This is a genomic window from Azospirillum sp. VT-I1 (assembly GCF_055698305.1).
Window position 1 is genome coordinate 260,575 of record NZ_CP168804.1, and the last position, 24,426, is coordinate 285,000.

A 24,426-nucleotide genomic window follows, 5' to 3' on the forward strand; every position below is an offset into this window, starting at 1 on the left:
TGGGGAACGCGGAAGGACGGCGCGCCCGTCGCCTCAGGCGGCGGGGGGCCGTCGGCCTTATCTTCCGTCCGGTCTTCGGACTTGTCCTCCACCTCGGTCCCGGCCTGCATGTGGGCGATGATCCGTTTCATCAGGCGGCCCAGCATCGCGCGCTCGTCCTCCGCCATTCCGGCGATGGGCGGGCCCAGCGACTGGCGCAGGGGATCGCGCTCCAGCAGCGCCCGGCCTTGGTCGGTCAGGTCGAACAGCCAGCCGCGCTTGAACCCCGGATGGGGCCGGCGGGCCAGCAGGCCCTTGTCCACCAGGGTGGAGACGGTGCGCGAGACCGGGGCGAGGTGGATCCGCTGGAACCGGGCCAGCGCCGTCAGGGTGCGTGCCGGCTCCGGCGAATCGTGGAAATAGCGCAAGGCCACCCACTGCGCCGGGAACAGCCCGTCGGCGAAGCCGATGCCGTAGACAAGCCTGCTGACCTGATCCAGCAGGGTAACCAGATCATCATCGGCAGACCACCCGTCGCCCTGCGGCGTTTCCAACACGCGCCTCTCCCGCTCCCGACATCGCGCCGGACAGACCGGCCGCAAGCTTTGTCGGGGACTGTATCGAAGTCAACCCGCCAGCGGAAGCGGCAGTCTTCGCGTCCGCGTGGTGAAAAGGGTGGCTGAGTTCGCGCGGATTATCGTCGAAGGAAATCCATCTCTGTCCGCCGCAAATGTTTGGCGAAGCGCGGCGGCCACTCCCACGTCTGTTCCTGTCCGGCATGCCGGCATCGGCGATCCTGCCCAGCCAACCGATGGACCCGAGGGACATGACCAGCTTTCCCCACATGACCAACGCCTTCCTGTTCGACCTGGACGGGACGCTGACCGACACCGTGTATCAGCATGTGCTGGCCTGGAAGGAGGCGCTCGACGAAGAGGGGATTGCGCTGTCGGTGTGGCGCATCCACCGCAAGATCGGCATGAGCGGCGGGCTGTTCACCAACATGCTGCTGCGCGAGACCGGGCTTGCCATCGACCAGGACCTTCTCGACCGGCTGCGCAGGCGCCATGCTGAGGCTTACAAGCGGCTGGCGGCCGGGGTCGTGCCGCTGCCCGGCGCGCGGGATTTGCTGGAGACGCTGACCGGCATGGGCATTCCCTGGGCCATCGCCACCAGCGGACGGATGGAGACGGCGCGGCCGGCGCTGGAAAAGCTGGGGGTCGATCCCGGGCGTGCCGCCGTTGTGACCCGTGACGAGGTGCAATATGCCAAGCCCGATCCCGACCTGTTCCTGGCCGCCGCCGCCCGCATCGGCGTGGACATCGCGAGCGCCTTCGTGGTCGGCGACAGCATCTGGGACATGATCGCCGCCCAGCGTGCGCGGGCGCTCGGCATCGGTCTGCTGTCCGGCGGCTATGGCCGGGAGGAGTTGGAGCGGTCCGGCGCCCTGCGCGTCTACGAGGATCCCGCCGACATGCTGAAGCACCTGGACGAGGTGGGCGGGCGCCGCTGAGCCGCAGGACGCTCCTCTCACCCCGTGGCCGAGGCAAAAAAAGAGCCGTCGGAAAACCGGCGGCTCTGAAGTCCGAGAGGAACGTCCAACAAGTTGTGCCGCGATCAGACCACGGCGCATCCAGCGGTACGGCGACTAATATACTAATATCTTATTCCTTTGGCAAGGGGGTTCGACGCGCTGGCCAGTTTTTTTGTCCAACTGCCGCTCCCCCTTGCGCCAAGTCCGCCCTGCGCAAGAAAAACGCCCTCCGGCGGCGTGGCCGGAGGGCGTTTCGGATCGCAGGTGCGGCGGAGGCTCAGTCCGCGGTGCCGGTGGCGGCGCTCGGGACCGACGGGGCGGCATTCTTGCCGCGCTCACCCAGGACCAGGGCGATGATCACGAAGGCGGTCAGGTCGAACACGGTCAGGCAGGCGAACAGCGGCTCGTACCCGATGGTGGTGGCAAGCTGGCCGATGATCAGCGAGAAGATCATGCCGCCCATGTAGCCGGCCATGCCGCCGAAGCCGGTCGCCGTGGCGACGTCCTGCTTTTCGAAGGTGTCCGTCACCAGGGCATAGAGCAGGCTCGACAGCATCTGGTGGGCGAAGGCGCCCAGCGAGAACAGGAAGATGGCGGTGATCGGGCTGGCGGAGAAGCTGATGAGGGCCGGGCCGACCATGCACAGCGCGCCGATGCCGACGCCGGCGATGCGGGAGTTGACCAGCGACATCCGGAACCGCTTCACGAAGAAGGGCGACAGATAACCGCTGAGGATGCAGCCGAGATCACCGAACAGGAAGGGCAGCCAGGCGAACAGGGCGAACTGCTTGATGTCCATGCCCCGCGTGGTGACCATGTACAGCGGGATCCAGAAGCTGAAGGTCTGCCACGCCGGCTCGGTCAGGAAGCGGGCGGCGGCGATGCTCCAGAACTTGCCCTTGCCCAGCACGCGCTTCACCGACGGCTTCGGCAGTTCCACATGCTCCTGACCTTCCAGGATGTAGGCGTGCTCCTCCTTCGTCAGGCGCGGATGGTTCTCGGGGTTGCGGTACAGCATGTACCACAGGACCGACATGCCGACGCCGAGCAGACCGGTGACGAGGAAGGCTTCCTGCCAGCCGTAGGTCAGCGACAGCCAGATGACGAAGGGCGGGGCGACCATCGCGCCGATCGAACTGCCGGTGTTGAACCAGCCCGTGGCGATCGAGCGTTCCTTGGCCGGGAACCACAGGGTGGAGGTCTTCACGCCCGACGGCATGGCGGCCGCCTCGCTGATGCCCAGCAGGCCGCGGAAGAAGGCCATCGACTGCCAGCCGCCGGCCAGCGCATGCATGGCGGCGGCGGTGCCCCAGACGAAGGCGAACATGGCGTAGCCGAGCTTCAGGCCGATCAGGTCGGTGATGTAGCCGGCGATCGGCTGCATCAGGCTGTAGCAGAGCTGGAAGGCGCTGACGATGAAGGAATACTGCTCGGTCGTGAAGTGGAGCTGTTCCTTGAGCGTCGGCGCGAGGATGCCCAGCGTGTTGCGGTCGATGTAGTTGACCACGGTGCCGAGCATCATCAGGGCAAGGATTTGCCACCGCAAACCACGGATCTTCTTCATGTTTTCCTCACAGGCCTGCCGTGGGCAGGCGCCGGTGCGCACGTACAGGCGCTGGTCGGCCATCCCTGACGGGGATGTCTTGCCAGCGGGTGATCGGTGCCGGGCGTCGGGTACGCTTCCGCTTCGTTTCAAAGGTGCGGGAGCAGTGTTGAGAAAGGTATATTAATATATCAGAAGGAGCATCAAGTGGTTTTCCGGGGCCGACTCCAGCCCTGGCGAAAATGTCGCAGGCCGTTGTTGCGGCGCGCCAATTTCTTCGCGATTGCAGCAATGCCGGGGGCGATGCCAGCGGCCATTTCATTGCTGCGGCGCAATGTTCGTTTGAGTTGAATGGATGGTTCTGCGGTTCGGATATCCGTGAAAGGAAAGTCGTTACTGGACTCGCCCCATTGCCCGCCCGCAGGGCCGCCCATGTTGCGATGCGACAAATTGGGACCTTCCCTGCAAAAGTAATATATCAGATCGTTGTGCAGCGCAGGGCGGCGGCAGGCGGAAAATCCGCGGCGGACTGACGCGTGTCATTGCCGCCGGCCACCGGGGAGCCGACCATTCTCCCCGGTCGACCGCCGTTTCCTGCAGCCCTTTCCTTCGGTCGCGCCCCTGCCGGCCCCGTCCATGAAAGTCGACCCACGGAGACGACCGTCGCCACGCAAGAGGATTTCCCCGGCATGTCCCAGACCCCCGCATCCACAGCTTCCGCACTGCTCGCACAGCCTTCCGCCCCACCCCCGCCCGCATCATGGACGGCAACGAGGCGGCGGCGTCGGTGGCCTACCGCGTCAGCGACGTGATCGCGATCTATCCCATCACGCCGTCCTCGCCGATGGGGGAGTTCGCCGACGAATGGTCGGCGGCGCGCCGTCCAAACCTGTGGGGCAGCGTTCCCCAGGTGGTCGAGATGCAGTCGGAAGGGGGAGCGGCCGGGGCCGTCCATGGCGCGCTGCAGGCCGGGGCGCAGGCGACGACCTTCACCGCGTCGCAGGGCCTGCTGCTGATGATCCCCAACATGTACAAGATCGCCGGGGAGCTGACGCCCTTCTGCATGCATGTGGCGGCCCGCACGCTGGCGACGCATGCGCTGTCGATCTTCGGCGACCATTCCGACGTGATGGCCTGCCGCCAGACCGGCTTCGCCATGCTGGCCTCGGCCAACGTGCAGGAGGCGCACGACATGGCGCTGGTCGCCCATGCCGCCACCCTGCGGGCGCGGGTGCCGTTCCTGCATTTCTTCGACGGCTTCCGCACCTCGCATGAATTCAATTGCGTGGAGACGCTGGCTGACGACGATCTGCGCGCGTTGGTCGACGACGCCTGCGTCGATGCCCACCGCCGCCGCGGCCTGACGCCGGACCATCCCGTCGTCCGCGGCACCGCGCAGAATCCGGACGTCTTCTTCCAGGCCCGCGAGGCCGCCAACCCCTATTACGATGCCTGCCCGGCCATCGTGCAGGAGATGATGGACCAACTGGCCGCGCGCACCGGCCGTGCCTATCGCCTGTTCGACTATGCCGGCCATCCGCAGGCGGAGCGGGTGGTGGTGGTGATGGGCTCCGGTGCCGAGACCTGTGCCGGCACGGTCCGGCGGCTCGTGGCGGAGGGGGAGCGGGTCGGCTGCCTGACCGTCCGCCTGTTCCGCCCCTTCGCCATCGCCGACTTCGTGTCGGCCCTGCCGCCCACCGTCCGGCGCATCGCCGTGCTGGACCGCACCAAGGAGCCGGGGGCCGTCGCCGATCCGCTCTATCTAGACGTGGTCGCGGCATTGGCCGAGTCCCGCGCCACCGATCCGGCGCTTGCCGAACCGATGGTGATCGCCGGCCGCTACGGCCTGTCGTCGAAGGAGTTCACCCCGGCGATGGCGAAGGCGGTGTTCGACGAGCTGAAGCGGGACCGCCCGAAGCGCCGCTTCACCGTCGGCATCACCGACGACGTCACCCACCGTTCGATCCCCTGGGATCCGGCCTGGGGCATGGAGGAGCCGGGCGTCTCCCGCGCGGTCTTCTTCGGGCTGGGCGCAGACGGCACGGTGGGCGCCAACAAGAACTCGATCAAGATCATCCAGGCGCGCACCGCCAAGTCGGGATCCGGCGGCCACGCCCAGGCCTATTTCGTCTATGACAGCCGCAAGTCCGGCTCCACCACCATTTCGCACCTGCGCTTCTCCAAGGAGCCGATCCGCGCCCCCTATCTGATCGGCCAGGCGCAATTCGTCGCCTGCCACCATCTGCCGCTGATGGAGCGGGTGGAGGTGGTGGAGATGGCGGCCCCCGGCGCCACGGTCCTGCTGAACGCGCCCGGCACGCCGCAACAGGTGTGGGACGCCCTGCCGGCCGAGGTGCAGCGCATCTGCATCGAGCGCAGGCTGTCGCTCCATGCCATCGACGCGGGCGCGGTGGCGCGCGAGGTCGGGCTCGGCCGCCGCGTCAACACCATCATGCAGACCTGCTTCTTTGCGCTTTCGGGCGTGATGCCGGTGGAGGACGCCATCGCCGACATCAAGGCGGCCATCGCCAAGACCTATTCCCGCCGTGGCGAGGAGGTGGTGAGGCGCAACATCGCCGCCGTCGATCAGGCGCTCGCCCATCTCCGGACCGTTCCGGTGCCGGACCACGTCACCGCCGACCACGACCGGCCGGCCCCGGTGCCGGAGACGGCGCCCGATTTCGTCAAGCGTGTCACCGCCATGATGATCGCCGGCCATGGCGACCGGCTGCCGGTCTCCGCCTTCCCGGTCGACGGCACATGGCCGACGGGCACGTCCAAGTATGAACGCCGCAGCATCGCGGCGGAGGCGCCGGGCTGGAACGCCGACCTCTGCATCGAATGCAACAAATGCGTGCTCGTCTGCCCGCATGCGGCCATCCGCGCCACGGTGGTGCCGGAGTCGGCGCTGGCCGACGCGCCGGCCGGCTTCGAGACCATTCCCTTCAAGGGCCGCGAGTTCCCCGGCGGGCGCTATCGCCTGCAGGCCTCGCCGGCAGACTGCACCGGCTGCAGCCTGTGCGTCGCCGTCTGTCCCGCCCATGACAAGGGCGGCTCCGGCCGCAGGGCGCTGGAGATGCGGCCGGTCCAGGCGCTGGCCGGCGAGCAGGAGGCCTTCGACTTCTTCCGCAGCCTGCCGGCCATCCCGCGCGAGGCGGTGCCGGCCACCGTCAAGCACACCCAGCTGCTGGAGCCGCTGTTTGAGTTCTCTGGCGCCTGCGCCGGCTGCGGCGAGACGCCTTACATCAAGATGCTGACCCAGCTGTTCGGCGACCGCATGGTGATGGCGAACGCCACCGGCTGCTCGTCGATCTTCGGCGGCAACCTGCCGACCACGCCCTACACCACCGACGCCGCCGGCCATGGTCCAGCCTGGGCCAACTCGCTGTTCGAGGACAATGCGGAGTTCGGGCTCGGCCTGCGGGTCGCCATCGACCAGATGGCCGAACAGGCGCGCGACACGCTGGCGCTTCTGTCCGCCCGGCTGGAACCCGGTCTGGTGACGGAGCTGCTGGAGGCCGACCAGTCCGACTCCGCCGGGATCGCCGCGCAGCGCGCCCGCGTCGCCACCCTGATGGGTCAGCTCGCCACGGTAAAGGACCCGCTGGCACGCCGGCTGGAGCAGCTGGCCGACTATCTGGTCCGCAAGAGCGTCTGGATCGTCGGCGGCGACGGCTGGGCCTACGACATCGGCTATGGCGGGCTCGACCATGCGCTGGCGTCGGGGCGCGACGTCAACATCCTGGTGATGGACACGGAGGTCTATTCCAACACCGGCGGCCAGCAGTCCAAGGCGACGCCGCTCGGCGCCTCCGCCAAATTCGCCACCGCCGGGCGGTCCGCCGCCAAGAAGGACCTGGGGCTGATGGCGATGGCCTACGATCATGTCTATGTCGCCCGCACCGCCTTCGGCGCCCGCGACAGCCACACGCTGAACGCGCTGATGGAGGCGGAGTCCTACCGCGGCCCGTCGCTTGTGCTGGCCTACAGCCATTGCGTCGCCCACGGCTATGAGCTGTCGCACGGGCTGGAGCACCAGAAACTGGCGGTGGACAGCGGCCACTGGTCGCTCTACCGCCGCGACCCGCGCCGGCTCGCCGCCGGCCAGACCGCCCTGCAGTTGGACAGCGGCGCCCCGTCGGCCGGCCTTGCCGCCTTCATGGCCGGCGAGTCGCGCTTCAGTGCGGTGGAGCGCGGCAACCCCGAGCGCTATCACGCGCTGCTGGACGAAGCCGAGGCGGAGATCCGCCGCAAGCGCCACCTGTTCGAGCATATGGCGGGGTTCAAGGAGTAGCGGAGCCGCCCCCGGCGCTTCCCCTGCCCGGCGCCACGGGATGCCGAAGGGCCGTTGCCCTGTGATTGTTCGGGAAAGGACGCGGTGCGCATAAAAAGCCCCGGCGGGACGGGTGTCCGGCCGGGGCGACAAGGCAGGTGAGACGACGATGACTGCAGGAATGAACGGTTGCAAGACAGCCGTTGCGGAAGACCCGTCAGCCGGCGCGGCGCAGGTCGGCCGGGCCGGGGAGGCCGAGGGCCGGTGAGCCGCGGTGACGGGGAAGGCCAGAACCGACGGGCGGCCGTCGGACACCCGCAGGGCGTCCGCAGGCTCCCGCCCGCTCAGCAGCCACTGGTAGGCGGCGGCGATGGCGACCCGGTCGCGGCCCTCCGTCGGGAGGACACGCAGGCCGGCGGCCATCCCGCTGCCGCCCGTGCCGCCGCTGCGGCGGACCGCATCGCACAGCGCATGGCCGAGCCGGAGATCCGGCACCAGAACCGCACTGAACCCGGCCTGGACCAGGACCGACGCCAGGGCGCCGAGATGGGACGGCGGCAGGGGGAATTGCCGACCTCCCGCAGATCCAGGAACAGGCTGGACCCGGTGCCGGCGCCGGACAGCGCGGTGCGCAGCGTCCCGAGCCAGACGGAGGGGGGAACAAGAGGAAGGCCGGTGCAGGCGACGGCGTGGAGACCCCAGTCGGTGGCTGCGACGGTGATGTCCTTCATGCTCTTCCCCTTCGGCAAGGCTCGGGTCGTTTCCAGGGCCGTCTCGCCGGTCCCGCCGCCTGGGGGGACGGGAGGGGGCCGGTGGAGCGGCTCTGTGGGAAGAGTATAGGGAAGAATCCTAACAATCGGTAACGCAAACAAGTTTCCGGACTGTAATCCACATTCCGGATTCAGCATCCGATGGGCTGTCCGTCCGCCGCCCGTTGCAGCAGCAAAGCGGACGGGCGCCATTGCGGTCCGCCGATGTCGCGATGGTAACGCTGCACGGCGGCGGCGATTCTGGCCAGCCCCTCGCGGTCGGCCCAGAACAGCAGCCCGCCGCGCCAGGACGGAAAGCCGTAGCCGTGCAGCCAGATGGCGTCGATGTCCACCGGTCGCGCGGCGATGCCCTCCTCCAGGATTTTGGCCGCCTCGTTGACCATGACGTAAAGGCAGCGCTCGCGGATCTCGCCCTCGCCGACGATGCGGGGAACGATGCCGCGGCGGCGCCGGTCCTCCGCGATCACCGCCGCCACCTCCGGGTCGGGAATGGGGGTGCGGCTGCCGGGTTCGTAGCGGTAGATGCCGGCCGAGGTCTTCTGGCCGTAGCGGCCGCATTCCGCCAGCACGTCCAGCCAGTCGTGCGCCTCCGCTTCCCCATCGCCGGCCCGCCGGCGCTCCTCGCGGATGCGCCAGCCGACATCGATGCCGGCAAGGTCGGTCATCGCGAAATGGCCGAGCGGGAAGCCGAATTCCGTCAGCACGCGGTCGACCTGCTCGGGGCTGGCGCCCTCCTCGACCAGCGCCATCGCCTCCACCCCGCGCCGGTGCAGGATGCGGTTGCCGACGAAGCCGTGGCAGACGCCGACCGCCACGCCCACCTTGCCGATCCGGCGCGCCAGCCCCATCGCCGTCGCCAGCACGTCGTCGGAGGTGCGGGCGCCGCGCACCACCTCCAGCAGGCGCATGACGTTGGCCGGGCTGAAGAAATGCATGCCGAGGACATCCGACGGCCGGTCGGTCGCCGCGGCGATGGCGTCGACATCCAGCGTCGAGGTGTTGGTGGCGAGGATCGCGCCCGGCTTGCAGTTGCGGTCCAGCGTTTGGAAGATCTCCTGCTTGACCGCCATGTTCTCGAACGCCGCCTCCACCACCAGATCGGCGTCGGCGAGGTCGCCGTAGGACAGGGTCGGGCGGATCCGCGCCATCCGCTCCTCCACCTGTGCGGCGGTCAGCCGGCCCTTGCGGGCGGTGCCCTCGTAGCTGCGGCGGATGGCGGCGACGCCGCGGTCGAGCGCCTCCTGCGCGCAGTCGAGCAGCACCGCCGGGATGCCGGCGTTGGCGAAGCACATGGCGATGCCGGCGCCCATGGTGCCGGCCCCGACCACGCCCACCTTGCGGATTTCCCGCGTTGGCGTGCCGGCGGGCAGGCCGGGGACCTTCGCCGCCTCGCGCTCCGCGAAGAAGGCGTGGATCTGGCCGGCGCGCTGGGGCGAGTCCATGCAGGCCAGGAACAGCTCCCGCTCGCGTGCCATGCCCTCGGCGAAGGGCAGGGTGACGGCGGCCTCCACCGCATCGACGATCCGGTGGGGGGAGAACAGGTGCGGCAGGCGTTTGCCAAGCTCCGCCCGCTTCGCGTCGAACAGGGCGGGGTCGGTGCCGGCGATGCGGCCGGTGCGGGCGCTGACCGGCTGCGGCACCCGCCCCTGCGCCAGCAGCCGTTCGGCGGCGCGAAGGCCGGCCTCCAGCACAGAGGTGCCCTCCTCCACCGCATCGACGAGGCCGATCGCCAGCGCCTCTTCCGCTCCCACCGGTTCGCCGGACAGGATCATCTCCAGCGCCTTGGCGGCACCGACCAGCCGCGGCAGCCGCTGCGTTCCGCCGGCGCCGGGCAGCAGGCCCAGCTTCACCTCCGGCAGGCCGAGCTTCGCCGATCCCAGTGCGACACGGAAATGGCAGGCCAGCGCCACCTCCAGCCCGCCGCCCAGCGCCATGCCGTGGATGGCGGCGATGACCGGCTTGTCCGCCGCGTCGAAGCGGGCGACCAGCTCCGGCAGGGTGGGCGGGGCGGACGGCTTGCCGAACTCCCGGATGTCGGCCCCGGCCATGAAGCCGCGTCCGGCGCAGACCAGCAGCAGCGCGTCCGCGCCTGTGTCGGCAAGCCCCGCCTCCAGCGCCTCCGCCAGTCCGCTGCGCACGCCATGGCCCAGCGCATTCACCGGCGGATGATCGACGGTGATGACGCCGACGCGCCCCTCGCGCGCATACCGGACGGGGGTGGGCTGGACCGCTTCAGTCTGTGCCGGCGACGGCATCGGGGCTCTCCGGAAAGGCTCAAATCAGGGAAGGTCGGTCCGCGTCAGCGCCGCGACCAGCGCGTCACCCATCCCGCCAGCCGGTCGAAGCCGGCGTCGATCACCACCGCCAGCGCCGCGACGATCAGCGCGCCCTGGATGACATAGGCCTGGTTGGAGCCGTTCAGCCCGACGATGATGGGCAGGCCGAGCGTCTTCGCCCCGACGGTGGAGGCGATGGCGGCGGTACCGACATTGATGATGACCGCGGTGCGCACGCCGGCCAGGATCACCGGGGCGGCCAGCGGCAGCTCCACCTTGACCAGCACCTCCGCCGGTCCCATCCCGAGGCCGCGGGCGGAGTCCAGCACCGCAGGCGATACGCCGTCCAGCCCGGCCACCGTGTTCTCCACCACCGGCAGCAGGGCGTAGAGCGTCAGCGCGATCAGCGCCGGTTCGGGGCCGAAGCCCATCACCGGCACCGCCAGCGCCAGCACCGCCACCGGCGGGAAGGTCTGGCCCATGGTGGCGACCGTCTCCAGCAGGCCGCGGAACTCCCGCCCCCAAGGGCGCGTGACGGCGATGCCGGCCCCGCCGCCCAGCAGGATGGCGGCAAGGCTGGAAAGGCCGACCAGCACCATATGGTCCAGCGTCAGGCGGACGAAGCTCTCCGCCTCGTAGAGCGGGCGGTCCAGGCCGGGATAGAGGGTGGCGAACAGCGGCTTCAGGGAGGGCATGCCCAGAACCAGCGCCACCAGTGCCGCCAGCCCCAGCATCAGCCGGTCGGTCAGGAACTCCCGCGGGGCCATGCCGGCGCCGGTCATGCCGTCCCGCCCGGAGCGGCGCCGCCGGGCGCCCCGTGGGGGCGGGACGCACGAGGTCGGACAGGTGCAGCACCCCGGCCGGGCGGCCGTCGCCATCCACCACCGGCAGCCGTTCGGCGCCGCGGGCGACCATCTCCGACAGGGCGCGGTGAAGCGGGGTTTCCGACGGCAGCGGTTCGCCGCCCACCCGTTCCTGCGGGCGGGCGCGGTCGCCGGCCGTCTCCACCGCAAGCCGCTTCAGCCCCCATTCCTCGCGCCCCACGAGGTCGCGCACCAGCGGGCTGGCCGGCCGGGTCAGGATCTCCAGCGGGGTGGCGCATTGGACCAGCCGGCCATGGTCCATCACCGCGACGCTGTCGCCAAGCCGCAGCGCCTCGTCCATGTCGTGGGTGACGAAGATGATGGTGGTGCCGGTGCCGCGGTGGATGGCCGACAGCTCCGCCTGCAGGCTGGCACGGGTGATGGGGTCGAGCGCGCTGAACGGCTCGTCCATCAGCAGGATGCGCGGTTCCGCCGCCAGGGCGCGGGCGACGCCGACGCGCTGCTGCTGCCCGCCCGACAGCTGGTGCGGATAGGCGGAGCGGTAGCGGCGGGGATCGAGGTTCAGCAGCTCCAGCAGCTCCGTCACCCGGTCGCGGATGCGCGCCTTGGGCCAGCCCAGCAGGGCCGGGACGGTGGCGATGTTGCGCTCCACAGTCCAGTGCGGGAAGAGGCCGACCGACTGGATGACGTAGCCCATCCGCCGGCGCAGCTCCTCCGGCTTCAGGGAGGCGATGTCCTCGCCGTCGATGCGGATGGCGCCCTCGTCCGCCGGGATCAGCCGGTTGATCATGCGCAGCACCGTCGACTTGCCGGAGCCGGACGGGCCGATCAGCACGCGGAACTCCCCCTCCGCCACGGTGAAGGACACGGTGTCGACCGCCGTCCAGGAGCCGAAGCGCTTGGTCACGCGCTCGAATTCGATCATGGCGCACTCCTTCCCGGCGGAAGACCGATGTGGCTCGTGGCGGCGGCGATGCCGATGGACAGCAGCGCGTCGGCCGCAACCGCCAGCAGGATGACGGGAACGGCCCCCAGCAGCACGAGGTCCAGCGCGTTGGCGAAAAGCCCCTGGAACATGATGGCTCCCAGGCCGCCGGCCCCGATCAGTGCCGCCACCGCCGCCAGCCCGACCGCCTGCACCACGGTGATGCGCAGCCCCGACAGGAAGACCGGCAGGGCAAGCGGCAGGTCGACGCGCAGGAAGATCTGGCGCGGCGTCAGCCCCATGCCGCGCGCCGCCTCCCGCACCGGGGCGGGCACGCCGTCCAGCCCGACCGCGGTGTTGCGGACGATGGGCAGCAGCGAATAGAGCGTCAGCGCAATCACCGCCGGCAGCGGCCCGACCCCGGCGATGCCGGAGCCCGGCAGCAGGGCGCCGAGTGCCGCCAGCGGCGCCATCAGCAGCCCGAACAGGGCGATGGAGGGTACCGTCTGCACGACGTTCAGCAGCGGGAACACCGCGCGCCCGACCGCCTCGACCCGGTGGGCCGCCACGCCCAGCGGCACGCCGACCAGCAGCGTGGGCACCAGCGCCGCCGCCACCAGCGTGGCGTGGCGCAGCACGGCGTCGCCGAACACGTCGCGCCGGTTTGCGTATTCCTTGAGGATCGACAGCTGGTCGAGATGACCGGACGCCAGCTGCAGCGCCACCAGCCCGGCGACCGCGCCGCCCACCGCCATCCGGCCGACGGCGCCGAGGCCCAGCCGCCGCGCCGCATCCACCGCCGTCAGCAGTCCCGCCGCCGCCATCACCCAGAAGCCTGACGCGAAGGAGGTCCGCGCCGCCGCCGAGGCCCCTTGCGCCAGCACCGCCGCGTGATGCCCGGCCAGCCAGACCAACCCGGCCGCGAACAGTCCCCCCGCCGCGACGGTCAGGCCGAGCCCGAGGCGGGTCGGCCGCAGGAACGGCGTCGCCAGCAGCACCAGACCGGGCAGAAGGGCAAGTCCGCCCAAGCCCTGCACCGCCGCCCACAGCGGCACCGGTCGTCCGGACAGCAGCCGGTTGGGCGCGAAGCCCAGGAACGGCAGCGCCATGGCGGCGACGGCCGCGGCCAGCGCCATCAGCAGGGCGACACGGTTGTGCAGGGGCAGGCGGCGGGGGAGGCGAACGGTCACGTCACCGGCTTACTTCAGGAAGCCCTTGGACTTCAGGTAGTCGGTGGCGACCTGCTTCTGGTCCTGCCCGTCCACCGAGATCTTGGCGTTCAGCCCGCGCAGCGTCTCGGCGTCCAGCCCGGCGAAGACCGGGTTCAGCAGGTCGGCAATCTTCGGGTTCGCCGTCAGCACCGGTGCGCGGACGGTCGGCGCCGGCTCATACACCATCTGCGCGCCCTTAGTGTCGGCCAGCACCACGAGGTCGAGCGCGGCGATGGCGCCGTCGGTGCCATAGACCATGGCGGTGTTGACGCCGGAGGTCTGTTCCGCCGCGGCACGGATGGTGGCGGCGGTGTCGCCGCCGGCCAAGATCAGCATCTGGTCGGGCTTCAGCGCGAAGCCGTAGGTCTGCTGGAAGGAGGGCAGGGCGGCCGGGCTCTCCACGAACTCGGCGGAGGCCGCGACCTTCGCCTTGCCGCCGCCGGAGACCCACTTGGCGAAATCCTCCATCGTCTTCAGCTTGTTGGCGTCGGCCACGTCGCGGCGGACCGCCAGCGCCCAGGTGTTGTTGGCGGGCGCCGGCTTCAGCCAGACGACGTTGTTCTTCTCCTGGTCCAGCTGCCGGACCTTCTCATAGCCCGCACCGGCATTCTTCCAGACCGGGTCGCTGTCCACATTGAAGAAGAAGGCGCCGTTGCCGGTATATTCGGGATAGACGTCGATCTCGCCCGACAGCAGCGCGCCGCGCACGATCTTGGTCGGCCCGAGCTGGATCTTGTTCTCGGTCGGGATGCCGTTGGCCTGCAGCACCTGCAGGATCATGGTGCCGAGCAGACCGCTCTCCGCATCCAGCTTGGAGCCGACGCGGACCGCATCGGCCGCCTGCGCCGACCCGGCGATCAGGCCCAGCGCCAGCGCCGCCGCACCCATCATGGCGCGGCCCCTGTTGAACAGTGTGAACACCCCTGATCCTCCCCCGGGTAAGCTTTGGTCAGAGGATGGGTGACGGCCGCGCCCACGGCAAGACGCGCTTTCCGTCTGTCCGGTCCCGGATATGAGATTCAGCCTAATCCGGTGAGGAACCTCACGGTTGCCGATGCTGTTGAGCGGGAAACTGCGACAGGAGGACCCGATGTCCCAGGGCGACAAGGACAAGTACACCGATAAGCAGAAGCGCAAGGCCGAACATATCGAGAAAGGCTACGAGAAGCGCGGCGTGTCGCATGACGAGGCGGAGCGGCGCGCTTGGGCCACCGTCAACAAGCAGGACGGCGGGGGGAAGAAGAAGGGCGGGTCGGGGCGGGATGAGTGATGGGGAGTGGTTGGAGCGGGTGCCCCCTCCCTAACCCTCCCCGCTACGCGGGAGAGGGGACTGCCGCCGCTCCTTTGCATTACTGCTGCAAGCGTCCTACCCCCTCTCCCGCGGAGCGGGGAGGGATGGGGAGGGGGTATTCGAAGCCCACGCCCCTCACACCCCCCGATACCGCCACTCCGCTTCCAGCGCCGCGGCGTCGCGGTCGCGCAGCACGGCGACCTCCGCATGGGCGGGGGACAGTTCGCACACCGGGTCAGTCGCATCGGCACTGCCCGCCAGCGCCAGCGCCTGGCAGCGGCAACCGCCCCAATCCTCCTCCTTGTGATCGCAGGATTGGCAGGGTTCCGGCATCCAGGCGGTGCCGCGGTAGCGGGTGAAGGCCGGGCCGTCGCGCCAGATGTCGGACAGGCTGCGGTCGTGGACCGTCTCGAACTCCATGCCCGGAATGGTCTCGGCGGCGTGGCAGGGCAGGACGCGGCCGCGCGGGGTGACGTTCATGAAGCGCCGCGCCCAGCCGCCCATGCAGCTTTTCGGCCGGCGGGCGTAGTAATCGGGCACGACGTAATCGACGACGATCCGCCCGGCCAGTTCCGGCAGGCGCGCCCGCACCGCGGCATCCATCGCCAGCAGCTGGTCGCGCGACGGCATCAGCGCGGCGCGGTTGGCCAGCGCCCAGCCGTAATACTGCACATTGGCGATCTCGATCCGCCCGGCGCCGAGATCCATCGCGAGGTCTATGACGTCGTTGACCCGATCGATGTTGTGGCGGTGCAGCACCGCATTGATTGTCAGCGCCAAGCCTTGCGCCACCACCGCGCGCGCCACCTCCAGCTTCTTCGCATGGCCGCCCTTGTAGCCGCCGACGCGGTCGGCACCGGCGGCTTCGGCGTCCTGCAGGCTGATCTGCACATGCTGAAGCCCGGCCCGCTGCAGCCGCTCCAGCCGCGGCCGGTCGAGCAGGACGGCGGAGGTGATCAGGTTGCTGTAGAGCCCGATTTCCGTCGCGTGGGCGACCAGCTCCTCCAGATCCTTGCGGACGCAGGGCTCGCCGCCGGAGAAGTGGACCTGCAAAGCGCCGACGTCGGCCGCCTCGTCCAGCACGCGCTTCCAGGTGGCGGTGTCCAGTTCCGCGCTGGCGGAATCGAGCGCCACAGGATTGGAGCAATAGGGGCAGCGCAGCGGACAGCGGTGCGTCAGCTCCATCAGCACGGCGAAGGGCGGTGCCGGATCATCAGCCGACGCGGCGGCGAAGGCGGGCAGGGCGCAGCTCATTGGATAGACCTCCTGAGGACGCACCTCCCGGGGCACCTCATGTGACGACATAACCCTTGTTGCGCAGGTCGGTCAGCATCTCCAGCACGTCGGCGGCGACCTCCGCGCGCGGGGCGTCGTATTCCGCCGTCAGCCGGTCGATGCCGGCGGCGACATCGGCGACCTCCGCCCCGACGCAGGCGCGCACCACCGCCAACGCCATCTCGTCCAGCACCAGCAGCCGTTCGGGCGCCATCAGCATCCATTGGCCGCGGCGGCGGTCGTTGCGCAGCATGACGCCGGGGGCCAGCCGCAGCCGGTCGGTTTCGCCGATATGGGACCCGATTTGGGGGGAGAGTGCGTTCACCGGCTGTACCGCGTCGGTTCCATGTCCTCCGGCACGAAGGCGCCGGGCGGGATCAGGTTGGGGGTGACATAGGCATGGTGCAGGGCGTCCAGCTGGGCCCACAGCAGTTCCGTCTTGAAACGGAGCGCCCGCAGGCATTGCCGCTGTTGTTCCGCTGTATGGGCATTGGTCAGCACATAGTCCAGCCCGAACTCCACATCGCGCGGCGCCTCGTCCAGCCGCTTGCGGAAATAGGACAGGGTGCTGTCGTTGGCGAAGGCGTAGTTGCGCTCGAAGCCGGCGATGCGTTCGCGGTGGATCGACGGCGCGAACAGCTCGGTCAGCGAAGACGCAACCGCCTCCAGCAGCGAATGGTCGCGGACGAAGTTGACGTAGGCGTCCACGGCGAAGCGGGTGGCGGGCAGGATGCCTTCCAGCGACTTCACATAGTCGCGGTCCAGCCCCAGCCCGTCGGTCAGCCGCAGCCAGCGTTCGATGCCGCCGACCTTGGTCTCGTCCAGCTCGCCGGCCTGGGTCAGCCCGTCATGGTCCAGCACCCGCTGCAGCCAGGCGCGGCGCAGCGCCGGGTCGTCCATGCGCGACATGATGGTCAGGTCCTTGCGCGGGATCGACACCTGATAATAGAAGCGGTTCAGCGCCCAGGCCTGGATTTGCCCCTTCTTCAGCCCGCCGCCGTGCAGCAGCTGATGGAACGGGTGGAGGTCGTGATACTGCCGCTCGCCGATGGCATAGAGGGCTGCGCGGAACTTCTCACGGGACATCAATTCAGTCATAGGGTCAGCTCCATCCCGTCATGGGCGATGCGCCAGCCGGCCGCCTCGGCTTCCGCCCGTTCGGGCGAATCCTCCAGCAGGGCGGGGTTCGTGTTGTTGATGTGGATGTAGATCCTGCGGGCGACGTTCAGCGGCGCGAAGGCGGCGATGCTGCCCGACGGCCCCGACATCGGCATGTGCCCCATGCGCGCCGCCGTCTTCACGCCGGTGCCGCTGCGGATCATCTCGTCGTCGGTCCAGGTCGTGCCGTCGAACAGCACCAGCGGCGCGCCGTGCAGCCGGTCGGCCAGCCAGCCGGGCATGCCGGCACAGCCGGGGATGTAGAAGAAACCGTCGTTCGAGCCGTCGCTGGGCCGGATGCGCAGCGCCACCGTGTCCTCGGCGACGGAGCCGAAGCCGGGGCCGGCCGACGCATCTTCCAGATAGAGCGCCACCTTGCCCGGCACGGCGAAGGCCTCCACCTCCAGCCCCAGCGGGCGGCCGTCGGCACCGGCGGGCTGGAACGGCTCGCCCAGCGCCATCGGGCGGCGGGCGACGAACTCCGGGTTCAGAACGTTGAAGACGCTGTTGGCCGCCAGCACGCCATGGACGCGCGGCGTGGCGTAGACGGCGAAGGGGTGGGATTCGCGCAGGGTCAGCAGACCCGCGACATGATCGATGTCGGCATTGGTCAGCAGGGCCGCGGCGATCGGGTTGCCGCGCAAGGACCCCTTGGGGTGAAGCTGCGGGTTGGCGAGCAGCTGGGCGCCGAGGTCTGGCGAGGCGTTCAGCAGCAGCCAGCGCTCACCATCGGCACTGACCGCCAGCGACGACTGGGTGCGCGGCTTCGCCGCCGGGTCGCCGGTGCGGGCACGGCGGCAGCCCTCGCAGGCGCAGTTCCATTGCGGGAAGCCCCCGCCGGCCGCCGAACCGAGGACGAGAATCTTCATCGCCACCGCCTTCACGTCCTTTGTTGAGAACCGTCTTTCCGCGGCTTTCTGGATCGGATGCCGGGGGAGGGGATGCCAGCATCCCGTCTCCCCGGCTCCTTGCCGGCCGGCTTAGAGGCCGGCGCAGGCGTAGGCGTTGATCTCGGTGCCGACGGCAATCTCGGTGGTCTTCGGTTTGCGCCAGGTCTTCATTGCGTGATGCTCCTGCTTGCTGACTGTTGCTGACCAAGATGGTTGGCGAGATGAAGAGTAGCGGTCCGGGGCGGAGGACCGCCATGCTACGATGGTGCAATCCGCCACCCCTTTCGGCGACGCCGCCCGCAAGCGGGTCGCCATGAACGCCTCAGGGCGCGGCGGGAGGCGGCAGGGGATGAGCCTCCTCCGTCGGCAGACCGGCCTCCATCCAGCCGTCGATGCCCGTCGGGTACCAATGGACCCGGGCATAGCCAAGCAACACCGCGCGCTTGGCCGCGTTCCACGACAGCCAGCAATCGGACAGGCAATAGAACAGGAGGCCGCGTGTCCGGTCGCCGGCCGTCAGCCGCTCCAGCTGCGATTCGAACCAGGCCAGGGTCGGCTGGTCGGGTGCTCCCATGCCGACGTTTGGCAGCCACACGCTGCCGGGGATCTGGCGGTAGGGCTTGGATTGCAGCCAGGGCGCGCCGGGGAGCGTGCTGCGCTCCAGCCGCTGGACGAAGATCGGGATGACGCGGCCTTGTGACAGCAGGGACTGCACGGCCGGGGTGTCGACCGTCTCGCCGCCGGCGATGCCGTCAGGCGTGGGGGAGCGGTAGTCGGACAGGCGATAGCCGTCGGGCTGGGGGATGCCGGCGGCGAGGGTGGGGGTGGTGAAGGCGAATAGAAGGAGGAGGGCGGCGAGTTTTGGAAAGTTCTGCCCCCTCCCTAACCCTCCCCCGCCTTGTGGCGGGAGAGGGAACTCCGCCGCTTCCGCGCTCAACTCCCTCTCCCTCGAAGAGGGGGAGGGTCGGGGAGGGGGCAGCACCGCGGCAATCCAGGCTGTCAGCGGGCGCACCAGCCCCTCACCGCCGCTCGGCCAGAACGCGGTTGGCGATCACCACCGCCTGGGTGCGGCTGTAAACCTTCAGCTTCTGCAGGATGGCGGAGACATGCGCCTTCACCGTCGTTTCAGTGATGCTGAGGTCGAAGGCGATCTCCTTGTTCAGCTTCCCGGTGCCGAGCAGTTCCAGCACCCGCAGCTGCTGCGCCGTCAGGGTGGCGATGCGCCGCGCGATCTCCGCGGTTTCGGCGTCCTCCGCCTCCTCGACGCTCTCGTCGCCGGCCTGGGGCGGAATGTAAAGCTCGCCGTTCAGCACCTGCCGCAGGGCCGCGGCGATGGCGTCGCGCGGGGTCGATTTCGGGATGAAGCCGGCGGCCCCGCTCTCTATCGCCTCGCGAACCCAGCGCCGCTCCTCATGGGCGGAGACGACGACGACCGGCGTCGCCGGAAAGCGCTGGCGCAGCGTGCGCAGCCCGCCCAACCCGTTCATGCCCGGCATGTTGACGTCCAGAAGGACGAGGTCGAGGTCGCCCCGCTCCTCCAGCGCCTGCATGACGCTGTCGAGCCGGTCGGCCTCCATCACGTCGGTGGCCTGGCAGGAATAGAGAACCGCGCTGCGCAAGGCATCGCGCACCATCGGATGATCATCGGCAATCAGGATCCGGGTCATGGCCGGCGGTCCCCTGTGCAGCGGCGGATGGAACGGGATGCGTGAAAAAGTTCCACGATCATTGTGTCAGACCGAAATGGGAAGGCGCAACACCGCGAATGACGCGAATTGTTTTGTGCGCGAACATGTCGCACCGCCATCGGTGTTACTCCATCCGGTCCTTGGCCTTGGCGGTCAGTCCTCGTGCACGGTTTCCAGCCAGGAGCGGATGGCCCACAACGCCTCCTGCCCCAGCGCTTCACCGAAGGCCGGCATGTAGGTGACGCCGTTGCGGATCGACCCGTTGATGACGCGCTCCTTGAACCACTCGTCGCCAGCATCGCCCTTTTCCAGGTAACGCAGGTCGGGCGCAATGCCGCCGGAGACCGCACCCAGCCCATGGCAGCGCGCGCAGTTCTGGTTGAAGGCCGACGCGCCGATCTCGATGGCGCGCTGATTGCCGCGGTAGGGATTGCTGTCGCGCCACTTGTCGCCCAGCTTTTCGAGCCCGCTGGTGTCGACCGCCTGCGGCACCACGTCGCCATGGGCGTGGACGAGGCCGGGCAGCGCCAGCGCCAGCGCTCCGGCCAGGGCGGCGGCATGCAGCGCCGGACGGCGGCGGGGGAGGGAGGCGGCGTGGCCGGGCGGTGCGTCATCGGTGCGTCCTCTTCCTGCATCCTTCTTATGGCCGCCGTTCTCCGTCTGCCCTTCTTCCGATGGTTTGCGGGAAGGCGGGACGGTTGCGGGGCCGGATTGCGGCCGAGGATAGCAATCGTTCGTTCGCGTAATTATTCGACAATGGTACAAGGCCGCGGGGCGCCGCCTTGCTCAAGCCCGGCCGAAGGGTCCTGCCGATCCTCGTTCGATGGTCGGATGACGCATGCGGCAGGGAGCGTGCTCAGGTCACGCCAGCGGCGGCAGCCGTCCGGCATTGATCGCCGCCTTCACCTTTGCCAGCTGTCGCACCGCCGGATCGCCCAGCCGCAGCGCCACGCCGGTCGACAGCACGTCGATCAGCGTCAGGTGAACCAGCCGTGAGGCCATCGGCGTGTACATCTCCGTATCTTCAACCGGCTGGCTGGCGACGACCACGCTCGCCATGCTGGCCAGCGGCGACCGCGGCGCGGTGATCGCGACCACCGCCGTCCCCTGCGCCCGCGCCGCCGCCGCCAGCTCGTTGATCGCCCCGCTGCGCCCGGTGTTGGACAGCGCCAGCAGCACCCCGGCCCCCATGTTGACCAGCAGCATGCGCGCCAGCACCGGGTCGGCGCAGGGTTGGGCATCGGCGCCGAAGCGCAGCAGCTTGTGCGCCGCGTCCTGGGCCAGCGCGCTGGACCCGCCGGTGCCGACGCACAGCACCCGCGGTGCCGCCGCCAGCAGGGCGATGGCCCGATCCAGCGCCTGTTCGTCCAGCGCCGCGGAGGCCGCCGTCAATGCCGCGGCGCTCGATGAAAAATTTTTCGTGCCAGCGTTCCGACATCGTCGTCGGGCGCCACGTCCTGGCTGACATAGGGGGTGCCGCTCCGCACCTCGTCGCGCAGGGCGTCGCGCGCCTGGCATTCGGCGAGCCGCAGCTTGAAGTCCGGAAAGCCGGCGCAGCCGACGCTGCGGCAGAAGCGCACCACCGTCGCCTCGCTCACCTCCGCCGCCTGGGCCAGCGAGGTGACGTTCAGGTCCAGCACCCGGCGCGGGTCGGCCAGCACCAGATCGGCGATCCGCCCCTCCGACGGTTTCAGCCCGCCGCGCAGACGGCGGATCGCCTCCAATATATCCAATGGTGGAGGGTTGGCGGCGACGGTGTTGACCGGGGGTGGCATGGCGTAAAGTTACTTTCCTGGAAGGCCCCCGCGGGGGCGGCGCCCGGCGCGACATCCCTGCCGGGGCGCGGTGTCCACTATGAAGAATTTCGCCGCGCATGGCGAGAAATCCAGCGGCGGCTCCTATATATGAAAAAAATTTTCTTCACAGCCCGCCATCCCTGGCGTATGGTCCGTTCCGGAAATCATCGCCTCCCTCTAACGGTCGAGATGCGATCATGAGCAAGCCCGCCCCCCTGAATTCTGTCGTCGCCCGCGTGACGGAGCGCATCGCCGAGCGCAGCCGCGACCGCCGTGCGGCCTATCTGGCGCGGCTGGAAAGCGCCGGCGGGAAGCCGCGCCGCCACCGCCTGGGCTGCGCCAACCTCGCCCATGCCTTCGCGGCCTGCGGCGCGAACGACAAGGCGGCTTTGCGCGGCGAGACCCAGCCGTCGATCGGCATCGTCACCGCCTACAACGACATGCTCTCGGCCCACCAGCCCTACGAACGCTATCCCGCGATGATCCGCGAGTCGGTGCGCGCGGCCGGCGGCGTGGCCCAGGTGGCGGGCGGCGTGCCGGCGATGTGCGACGGCGTCACCCAGGGCTATGAGGGGATGGAGCTGTCGCTGTTCAGCCGCGATGTTATCGCGCTGGCGACCGGTGTGGCGCTGTCCCACGCCACCTTCGACGGCGTGCTGTGCCTGGGCATCTGCGACAAGATCGTTCCCGGCCTGATGATCGGCTCGCTCGCCTTCGGCCATCTGCCGACGATCTTCGTGCCCGCCGGCCCGATGCCGTCCGGCCTGTCGAACGCCGACAAGGCGAAGGCGCGCCAGCTCTACGCCCAGGGCAAGGTCGGGCGGGAGGAACTGCTGGACGCCGAGTCCAAATCCTACCATGCGCCCGGCACCTGCACCTTCTACGGCACCGCCAACACCAACCAGATGCTGATGGAGATCATGGGCCTGCACCTGCCGGGCGCCAGCTTCGTCAACCCCAACACGCCGTTGCGCGACGCGCTGACCGACGCCGCCGCCCGCCGCGTGGTGGCGATGACCGCGCCCGGCGCCGGCACGCCCATCGGCCGCATCGCCGATGAACGTGCGCTGGTCAACGGGATCGTCGGGCTGCTGGCCACCGGCGGCTCGACCAACCACACCCTGCACATTCCGGCCATCGCCGCCGCCGCCGGCATCGAACTGAACTGGGAGGATTTCTCGGAACTGTCGGCGGTCGTCCCGCTGCTGGCCCGCGTCTATCCCAACGGCAGCGCCGACGTGAACCGCTTCCATCAGGCCGGCGGCATGCCCTTCATCATCGGCCAGCTGATCGACGCCGGCCTCGTCCACACCGACATCGCCACGGTTTGGGGCGACGGCGGGCTGGAGCCCTACCGCAGCATGCCGGAGCTGGACGAGGGCGGCGCCCTGACCTGGACCCGTGCCGCCACCGACCAGAGCGGCGATCCGACGGTCGTCGCCACCACCGCCGCGCCCTTCGCGGCCGAAGGCGGCCTGCGCGTGCTGACCGGCAATCTCGGCCGTGGCGTCATCAAGACCTCGGCGGTCAAGCCGGAGCATCGCATCGTCGAGGCGCCCGCCCGCGTCTTCGACAACCAGGAGGCCGTCCAGTCCGCTTTCCGTGCCGGCGAACTCGACCGCGACGTGATCGTCGTCGTCCGCTACCAGGGCCCCGGCGCCAACGGCATGCCGGAGCTTCACAAGCTGACCCCGCCGCTGGGCGTGCTGCAGGACAAGGGCTTCAAGGTCGCGCTGGTGACCGACGGCCGCATGTCGGGCGCCTCGGGCAAGGTGCCGGCGGCAATCCATGTCACGCCCGAGGTGAAGGGCGGCGGCCCGCTCGGCCGCGTGCGCGACGGCGACATCCTGCGGCTGGACGCGGAGGCCGGGACGCTCGACGCCCTGGTGGACGCCGCCGAGTGGGAGAGCCGCGGTGCCCCGCCGCCGCCGAGCGAGGATGCCACCCACGGCTGCGGGCGCGAGCTGTTCTCGCTGTTCCGCAGCAATGCCGGCCCGGCGGAGAGCGGCGCCTCCGTCCTCAACCTGCTGGGCCGATAGGGCCGCGGCATTCCTGGATGATACGGGCCGGCATCGGGCCAAGCCGGCCCGGATTGTGACCGGCCCATCCCTGTGGCACCATGACGCACGGGTTGCCTGAGGCACCGTGCCACCGACGCGAGAGGTCCGAAGATGCAATCCCGCTCCACCGTCGCCGCCCCCGCACTGCCTCCCTTCGACTACACCGTGTTCGGCGGCACCGGCGATCTGGCCCTGCGAAAGCTGCTGCCGGCACTCTATCTGCGCGACAAGGCAGGGCAGGTGGCCGACGGCAGCCGCATCATCGGCGTTTCGCGCAGCCCGCTGAGCCCGTCCGACTATCGCGCCAAGGCGGAGCAGGCGATCCGCCAGCATGTCCCCGCCGACGAACGCGACACCGGCCTGATCGCCCGTTTCCTGGAGCGGCTGGATTATGTCCCGGTCGACGCCACCTCCGACGACGGCTGGCGCGATCTGGCGGAGCGGCTGGATAACCCGCCGGCCCAGCGCAACGGTGCAGTGCGCATCTTCTACCTCGCGACCTCGCCCGGCCTGTTCGGCCCGATCTGCGACCAGCTGCGGGCCTTCGGCCTCGCAACGGCGGACTCCCGCGTCGTGCTGGAAAAGCCGATCGGCCGGGACCTCGCGTCGGCGCAGGAGATCAACGATCAGGTCGGCGCCGTCTTCTCCGAACAGCAGATTTACCGCATCGACCATTACCTGGGTAAGGAGACGGTGCAGAACCTGCTGGCTCTGCGCTTCGGCAATTCCCTGTTCGAGCCGCTGTGGAATGCCAACCACATCGATCATGTGCAGATCACCGTCGCCGAGACGGTCGGCGTGGAGGAGCGCGGCGGTTATTACGACCAGTCCGGCGCGCTCCGCGACATGGTGCAGAACCACCTGCTGCAACTCGTCTGTCTGGTCGGCATGGAATGCCCGATCTCGCTGGCCCAGGAATCGGTGCGCGATGAG

22 protein-coding genes and 2 pseudogenes (1 of these 24 only partly in view) are annotated in these 24,426 nt (G+C 69.6%); 5 read left to right on the forward strand and 19 right to left on the reverse strand.

Annotated elements, in window-relative coordinates:
- Positions 1–314: 314 nt before the first annotated feature.
- Positions 315–536: pseudogene (locus tag AB8P05_RS23465) on the reverse strand (MarR family transcriptional regulator); the annotation flags it as partial.
- Between the two features lie 269 nt (positions 537–805).
- On the opposite strand from AB8P05_RS23465, the gene AB8P05_RS23470 reads away from it, so the two are divergent.
- Entirely contained in the window at positions 806–1,492 is a 687-nt protein-coding gene (locus AB8P05_RS23470) for an HAD family hydrolase (RefSeq protein WP_455175066.1), read from the forward strand.
- A gap of 298 nt (positions 1,493–1,790) precedes the next feature.
- Here AB8P05_RS23470 and AB8P05_RS23475 read toward each other — a convergent pair whose 3' ends face one another.
- Both AB8P05_RS23475 and AB8P05_RS23480 read right to left on the reverse strand, forming a co-directional pair.
- Complete coding sequence (locus AB8P05_RS23475; protein WP_455175065.1) at positions 1,791–3,077, reverse strand: MFS transporter; 1,287 nt, start codon at positions 3,075–3,077, stop codon at positions 1,791–1,793.
- A gap of 182 nt (positions 3,078–3,259) precedes the next feature.
- The gene (locus AB8P05_RS23480) at positions 3,260–3,505 is read right to left on the reverse strand and encodes a hypothetical protein (protein ID WP_472761104.1); all 246 of its coding nucleotides are present in this window, start codon (positions 3,503–3,505) and stop codon (positions 3,260–3,262) included.
- A 311-nt stretch (positions 3,506–3,816) separates the two neighbouring features.
- Between AB8P05_RS23480 and nifJ the strand changes: the two genes are divergently transcribed.
- Positions 3,817–7,350: a pyruvate:ferredoxin (flavodoxin) oxidoreductase gene (nifJ, locus tag AB8P05_RS23485; RefSeq protein ID WP_472761105.1), complete on the forward strand. Its 3,534-nt coding sequence runs from the start codon at positions 3,817–3,819 to the stop codon at positions 7,348–7,350.
- Between the two features lie 323 nt (positions 7,351–7,673).
- Here the strand turns inward: nifJ and AB8P05_RS23490 are convergent, their stop codons facing one another.
- The 6 genes and pseudogenes from AB8P05_RS23490 to osmF form a co-directional block, all read right to left on the reverse strand.
- Positions 7,674–8,060, reverse strand: a complete 387-nt coding sequence (locus AB8P05_RS23490) for a hypothetical protein (RefSeq protein ID WP_472761106.1) — start codon at positions 8,058–8,060, stop codon at positions 7,674–7,676.
- Positions 8,061–8,230: 170 nt separating this feature from the next.
- Positions 8,231–10,354: a 3-hydroxyacyl-CoA dehydrogenase NAD-binding domain-containing protein gene (locus tag AB8P05_RS23495; RefSeq protein ID WP_472761107.1), complete on the reverse strand. Its 2,124-nt coding sequence runs from the start codon at positions 10,352–10,354 to the stop codon at positions 8,231–8,233.
- Positions 10,355–10,398: 44 nt separating this feature from the next.
- Positions 10,399–11,157: an ABC transporter permease gene (locus AB8P05_RS23500; protein WP_455175062.1), complete on the reverse strand. Its 759-nt coding sequence runs from the start codon at positions 11,155–11,157 to the stop codon at positions 10,399–10,401.
- Positions 11,158–11,206: 49 nt separating this feature from the next.
- A pseudogene (locus AB8P05_RS23505) lies at positions 11,207–12,124 on the reverse strand (ABC transporter ATP-binding protein); the annotation flags it as partial.
- The gene (locus tag AB8P05_RS23510) at positions 12,121–13,260 is read right to left on the reverse strand and encodes an ABC transporter permease (protein WP_472761197.1); all 1,140 of its coding nucleotides are present in this window, start codon (positions 13,258–13,260) and stop codon (positions 12,121–12,123) included. The gene AB8P05_RS23510 and the pseudogene AB8P05_RS23505, both read right to left, overlap by 4 nt.
- Before the next feature lie 63 nt (positions 13,261–13,323).
- The gene (osmF, locus tag AB8P05_RS23515) at positions 13,324–14,226 is read right to left on the reverse strand and encodes a glycine betaine ABC transporter substrate-binding protein OsmF (protein ID WP_472761198.1); all 903 of its coding nucleotides are present in this window, start codon (positions 14,224–14,226) and stop codon (positions 13,324–13,326) included.
- Between the two features lie 199 nt (positions 14,227–14,425).
- On the opposite strand from osmF, the gene AB8P05_RS23520 reads away from it, so the two are divergent.
- The gene (locus AB8P05_RS23520; protein ID WP_472761108.1) at positions 14,426–14,605 is read left to right on the forward strand and encodes a hypothetical protein; all 180 of its coding nucleotides are present in this window, start codon (positions 14,426–14,428) and stop codon (positions 14,603–14,605) included.
- 156 nt (positions 14,606–14,761) lie between these two features.
- Here AB8P05_RS23520 and pqqE read toward each other — a convergent pair whose 3' ends face one another.
- The 10 genes from pqqE to AB8P05_RS23570 all read right to left on the reverse strand — a co-directional run bounded on the left by pqqE (position 14,762) and on the right by AB8P05_RS23570 (position 21,412).
- Positions 14,762–15,880, reverse strand: coding sequence for a pyrroloquinoline quinone biosynthesis protein PqqE (pqqE, locus tag AB8P05_RS23525; protein ID WP_472761109.1), 1,119 nt, complete (start codon positions 15,878–15,880; stop codon positions 14,762–14,764).
- Between the two features lie 37 nt (positions 15,881–15,917).
- Entirely contained in the window at positions 15,918–16,226 is a 309-nt protein-coding gene (gene pqqD / locus AB8P05_RS23530; protein ID WP_472761110.1) for a pyrroloquinoline quinone biosynthesis peptide chaperone PqqD, read from the reverse strand.
- Complete coding sequence (gene pqqC / locus AB8P05_RS23535) at positions 16,223–16,999, reverse strand: pyrroloquinoline-quinone synthase PqqC (RefSeq protein ID WP_472761111.1); 777 nt, start codon at positions 16,997–16,999, stop codon at positions 16,223–16,225. The genes pqqD and pqqC overlap by 4 nt, the downstream gene beginning before the upstream one ends.
- The gene (gene pqqB / locus AB8P05_RS23540; protein ID WP_472761112.1) at positions 16,996–17,928 is read right to left on the reverse strand and encodes a pyrroloquinoline quinone biosynthesis protein PqqB; all 933 of its coding nucleotides are present in this window, start codon (positions 17,926–17,928) and stop codon (positions 16,996–16,998) included. The genes pqqC and pqqB overlap by 4 nt, the downstream gene beginning before the upstream one ends.
- Positions 17,929–18,039: 111 nt before the next feature.
- Positions 18,040–18,372 carry a pyrroloquinoline quinone precursor peptide PqqA gene (gene pqqA, locus AB8P05_RS23545; RefSeq protein WP_472761113.1) on the reverse strand — a complete coding sequence of 111 codons (333 nt, stop codon included), beginning with the start codon at positions 18,370–18,372 and terminating at the stop codon, positions 18,040–18,042.
- A complete protein-coding gene (locus AB8P05_RS23550) occupies positions 18,272–18,886 on the reverse strand; it encodes a rhodanese-like domain-containing protein (RefSeq protein ID WP_472761114.1) in 615 nt (204 codons plus the stop codon). Before AB8P05_RS23550 ends, pqqA begins: the two co-directional genes overlap by 101 nt.
- 82 nt (positions 18,887–18,968) lie before the next feature.
- A complete protein-coding gene (locus tag AB8P05_RS23555; protein WP_455175054.1) occupies positions 18,969–19,616 on the reverse strand; it encodes a response regulator transcription factor in 648 nt (215 codons plus the stop codon).
- A 174-nt stretch (positions 19,617–19,790) separates the two neighbouring features.
- Positions 19,791–20,201 (reverse strand): cytochrome c-550 PedF, encoded by a 411-nt coding sequence (gene pedF, locus AB8P05_RS23560; protein ID WP_472761199.1) that lies wholly within the window; start codon positions 20,199–20,201, stop codon positions 19,791–19,793.
- Positions 20,202–20,498: 297 nt separating this feature from the next.
- On the reverse strand, positions 20,499–21,029 hold the full coding sequence (locus tag AB8P05_RS23565) for an SIS domain-containing protein (RefSeq protein ID WP_472761115.1): 531 nt from the start codon (positions 21,027–21,029) through the stop codon (positions 20,499–20,501).
- Positions 21,026–21,412, reverse strand: coding sequence for a hypothetical protein (locus AB8P05_RS23570; RefSeq protein ID WP_472761116.1), 387 nt, complete (start codon positions 21,410–21,412; stop codon positions 21,026–21,028). Before AB8P05_RS23570 ends, AB8P05_RS23565 begins: the two co-directional genes overlap by 4 nt.
- 218 nt (positions 21,413–21,630) lie before the next feature.
- On the opposite strand from AB8P05_RS23570, the gene edd reads away from it, so the two are divergent.
- On the forward strand, positions 21,631–23,472 hold the full coding sequence (edd, locus tag AB8P05_RS23575) for a phosphogluconate dehydratase (RefSeq protein WP_472761117.1): 1,842 nt from the start codon (positions 21,631–21,633) through the stop codon (positions 23,470–23,472).
- A gap of 132 nt (positions 23,473–23,604) precedes the next feature.
- A protein-coding gene (zwf, locus tag AB8P05_RS23580; RefSeq protein ID WP_472761118.1) for a glucose-6-phosphate dehydrogenase crosses the window boundary here: on the forward strand, positions 23,605–24,426 show its 5' portion. 699 nt of this gene lie beyond the right edge of the window; 822 of the gene's 1,521 nt are visible here — the first part of the coding sequence; it begins with the start codon at positions 23,605–23,607; its stop codon lies beyond the right edge, outside the window.